Genomic DNA, 3,493 nt, shown 5'->3' with positions numbered 1-3,493 from the left:
GAAGCATGAGCGCCAGCTTGTGTGGAGGCGACGTTGGGATACCACCCTGATCGTATTGGAGTTCTAACTCTCTACCATTAGCTGGTAGGAGGACCGTGTCAGGTGGGCAGTTTGACTGGGGCGGTCGCCTCCTAAAGAGTAACGGAGGCGTCCCAAGGTTCCCTCAGAATGGTTGGAAATCATTCGAAGAGTGCAAAGGCATAAGGGAGCTTGACTGCGAGACCAACAAGTCGAGCAGGGACGAAAGTCGGGCTTAGTGATCCGGTGGTACCGCATGGAAGGGCCATCGCTCAACGGATAAAAGCTACCCTGGGGATAACAGGCTTATCTCCCCCAAGAGTCCACATCGACGGGGAGGTTTGGCACCTCGATGTCGGCTCATCGCATCCTGGGGCTGAAGTAGGTCCCAAGGGTTGGGCTGTTCGCCCATTAAAGCGGTACGCGAGCTGGGTTCAGAACGTCGTGAGACAGTTCGGTCCCTATCTGTCGTGGGCGTAGGAAATTTGAGAGGAGCTGTCCTTAGTACGAGAGGACCGGGATGGACGTACCGCTGGTGTACCAGTTGTTCCGCCAGGAGCACCGCTGGGTAGCTATGTACGGAAGGGATAAGCGCTGAAAGCATCTAAGCGCGAAGCCCCCCTCAAGATGAGATTTCCCAATTAGTAAGACCCCTTGTAGACGACGAGGTTGATAGGCTTGAGGTGGAAGCGCAGCAATGTGTGGAGCTGACAAGTACTAATAGGTCGAGGGCTTAACCTACAAGTTTTACGGTAACGTTGCCAGCGGCAACAGAGTAAAACTACTTCGTAAGCATGAATTCTAAGCAAACTACTTTCAATTCGCATCTAGTTTTCAAGGTACAAGGCCTTGAAAAGAAGCATTCGTTACTAAATTCTATCGGCTCTAATAGAGATGACAGATTTTAATAACGGGTTGCATTTGTTTCACAAATGCATGTTTGGTGACGATGGCGGAAGGGAACCACGCGTACCCATCCCGAACACGACCGTTAAGCCTTCCAGCGCCAATGGTACTTGGATCGAAGGATCCTGGGAGAGTAGGACGTTGCCAAGCAATTTTCCCTGATAGCTCAGTTGGTAGAGCACTCGACTGTTAATCGAGTTGTCACAGGTTCGAGTCCTGTTCGGGGAGCCACTGCTTCCATAGCTCAGTAGGTAGAGTGCATCCATGGTAAGGATGAGGTCACCGGTTCGATCCCGGTTGGAAGCTCCACTAGCTTTCTCTACTGAAATTACATTACTATGGCCCGTTGGTCAAGGGGTTAAGACACCTCCCTTTCACGGAGGTAACAGGGGTTCGAATCCCCTACGGGTCACCACTTACAATTATGGAGGCTTAGCTCAGCTGGGAGAGCATCTGCCTTACAAGCAGAGGGTCAGCGGTTCGATCCCGTTAGCCTCCACCATAATTTTTTCCTGAAGCATGTGAAGCAGTGTTTTGGGGACCATAACACTATATGCCGGTGTAGCTCAACTGGTAGAGCAACTGACTTGTAATCAGTAGGTTGGGGGTTCAAGTCCTCTCGCCGGCACTCTTTACCTATTGGGGATTAGCCAAGCGGTAAGGCAACGGACTTTGACTCCGTCATGCATAGGTTCAAATCCTATATCCCCAGCCATTAGTTTTCTAGTGGCACATCGTATGAGCCATTAGCTCAGTTGGTAGAGCACCTGACTTTTAATCAGGGTGTCGAAGGTTCGAGTCCTTCATGGCTCACCATTTTTATCCCGTATGCGCGTATGGCGGAATTGGCAGACGCACTAGACTTAGGATCTAGCGGGAAACCGTGGGGGTTCAAGTCCCTCTACGCGCATCACACAAACACCCTTCGTTTTTTCGAAAACGAGGGGTGTTTTCTTATAACAAGCCACTATTCTGATAAATGGTGGCTTGATTTCTGTGCATCGCAAAATAACGGATTCCGAAGTGCTTATTTGCTTGAAAACCTGAGCGTTCGCATCAATAGCGGATTATGAGGTACTTATTTCATGTAAAACAACTATATTGAGATCGTTACAGCCTGAATAGGCACTTGATAATCCGCTATTTTAACGAATCCCCACTATTCCATCCAAATAAGCACCTCAAAGTCCGTTAATTCACAGCTACATGATACAACTCTTGAATATCTGATGAAGGCAGTTCAACTTTATTGTTGCGTCCCAGAATAACGGGTTTTGAAGTATTTATTGAGGTGTCATAATCTTCTACAATTGCCCTTGTGCACACTTTGCTCCTCCTTAAAGAATCAGTATAGCCTCTTCATACAAATAACCTATGAAGGCGCTGGTAACCCGTCTAATGCGCCGTATAACATTACCACAACAAGTAGGAGTCCCATTCCAATGGAGCCGCCGTAGGGCTATAGATCATCAAAACAAGATCGTTGGTCTAGCCATTGTCATTTGGGTTCGTAAGTTGAACAGATTAGCGCAAGACATTTGTTGTTATTCGTAGTTGCAATTGATCATTACAAATTAAACCAGAAGTTTTTTTGGGCAAGAGGTTTACTTTTGTCTGAATATGTTGTAAGATATGATTCGTAAGTTAATCACTTACAAGATCCGATGCGCGCGTATGGCGGAATTGGCAGACGCACTAGACTTAGGATCTAGCGGGAAACCGTGGGGGTTCAAGTCCCTCTACGCGCATCACACAAACACCCTTCGTTTTTTCGAAAACGAGGGGTGTTTTCTTATAACAAGCCACTATTCTGATAAATGGTGGCTTGATTTCTGTGCATCGCAAAATAACGGATTCCGAAGTGCTTATTTGCTTGAAAACCTGAGCGTTCGCATCAATAGCGGATTATGAGGTACTTATTTCATGTAAAACAACTATATTGAGATCGTTACAGCCTGAATAGGCACTTGATAATCCGCTATTTTAACGAATCCCCACTATTCCATCCAAATAAGCACCTCAAAGTCCGTTAATTCACAGCTACATGATACAACTCTTGAATATCTGATGAAGGCAGTTCAACTTTATTGTTGCGTCCCAGAATAACGGGTTTTGAAGTATTTATTGAGGTGTCATAATCTTCTACAATTGCCCTTGTGCACACTTTGCTCCTCCTTAAAGAATCAGTATAGCCTCTTCATACAAATAACCTATGAAGGCGCTGGTAACCCGTCTAATGCGCCGTATAACATTACCACAACAAGTAGGAGTCCCATTCCAATGGAGCCGCCGTAGGGCTATAGATCATCAAAACAAGATCGTTGGTCTAGCCATTGTCATTTGGGTTCGTAAGTTGAACAGATTAGCGCAAGACATTTGTTGTTATTCGTAGTTGCAATTGATCATTACAAATTAAACCAGAAGTTTTTTTGGGCAAGAGGTTTACTTTTGTCTGAATATGTTGTAAGATATGATTCGTAAGTTAATCACTTACAAGATCCGATGCGCGCGTATGGCGGAATTGGCAGACGCACTAGACTTAGGATCTAGCGGGAAACCGTGGGGGTTC

2 protein-coding genes, 9 tRNA genes and 2 rRNA genes are annotated in these 3,493 nt (G+C 46.2%); 11 read left to right on the top strand and 2 right to left on the bottom strand.

What is annotated here, in order from left to right:
• The 10 genes from E0485_RS24290 to E0485_RS24245 all read left to right on the top strand — a co-directional run.
• Window positions 1-759, top strand: a 23S ribosomal RNA gene (locus E0485_RS24290); the annotation flags it as partial.
• 198 nt (window positions 760-957) lie between these two features.
• A 5S ribosomal RNA gene (rrf, locus tag E0485_RS24285) occupies window positions 958-1,074 on the top strand.
• A 5-nt stretch (window positions 1,075-1,079) separates the two neighbouring features.
• Window positions 1,080-1,155 (top strand) — tRNA-Asn (locus E0485_RS24280).
• 2 nt (window positions 1,156-1,157) lie between these two features.
• A tRNA-Thr gene (locus E0485_RS24275) sits at window positions 1,158-1,233 on the top strand.
• A gap of 31 nt (window positions 1,234-1,264) precedes the next feature.
• Window positions 1,265-1,339 (top strand) — tRNA-Glu (locus tag E0485_RS24270).
• Between the two features lie 11 nt (window positions 1,340-1,350).
• Window positions 1,351-1,426: transfer RNA gene (locus E0485_RS24265), tRNA-Val, on the top strand.
• Between the two features lie 53 nt (window positions 1,427-1,479).
• Window positions 1,480-1,552, top strand: a tRNA-Thr gene (locus E0485_RS24260).
• A 12-nt stretch (window positions 1,553-1,564) separates the two neighbouring features.
• Window positions 1,565-1,639 (top strand) — tRNA-Gln (locus E0485_RS24255).
• 25 nt (window positions 1,640-1,664) lie between these two features.
• Window positions 1,665-1,740: transfer RNA gene (locus tag E0485_RS24250), tRNA-Lys, on the top strand.
• A 14-nt stretch (window positions 1,741-1,754) separates the two neighbouring features.
• A tRNA-Leu gene (locus E0485_RS24245) sits at window positions 1,755-1,834 on the top strand.
• 281 nt (window positions 1,835-2,115) lie between these two features.
• Here the strand turns inward: E0485_RS24245 and E0485_RS25770 are convergent.
• Window positions 2,116-2,250, bottom strand: a complete 135-nt coding sequence (locus E0485_RS25770) for a hypothetical protein (RefSeq protein ID WP_268957636.1) — start codon at window positions 2,248-2,250, stop codon at window positions 2,116-2,118.
• A gap of 342 nt (window positions 2,251-2,592) precedes the next feature.
• On the opposite strand from E0485_RS25770, the gene E0485_RS24240 reads away from it, so the two are divergent.
• Window positions 2,593-2,672: transfer RNA gene (locus E0485_RS24240), tRNA-Leu, on the top strand.
• Window positions 2,673-2,953: 281 nt separating this feature from the next.
• Here the strand turns inward: E0485_RS24240 and E0485_RS25765 are convergent.
• On the bottom strand, window positions 2,954-3,088 hold the full coding sequence (locus tag E0485_RS25765; RefSeq protein ID WP_268957636.1) for a hypothetical protein: 135 nt from the start codon (window positions 3,086-3,088) through the stop codon (window positions 2,954-2,956).
• Window positions 3,089-3,493 lie beyond the last annotated feature (405 nt).

It is taken from the genome of Paenibacillus albiflavus (assembly GCF_004344915.1).
Taxonomy (GTDB): Bacteria; Bacillota; Bacilli; order Paenibacillales; family NBRC-103111; genus Paenibacillus_AM; species Paenibacillus_AM albiflavus.
Note: the sequence above shows the minus strand (reverse complement) of the source record. Positions and strands in the feature narration are given on the sequence as shown.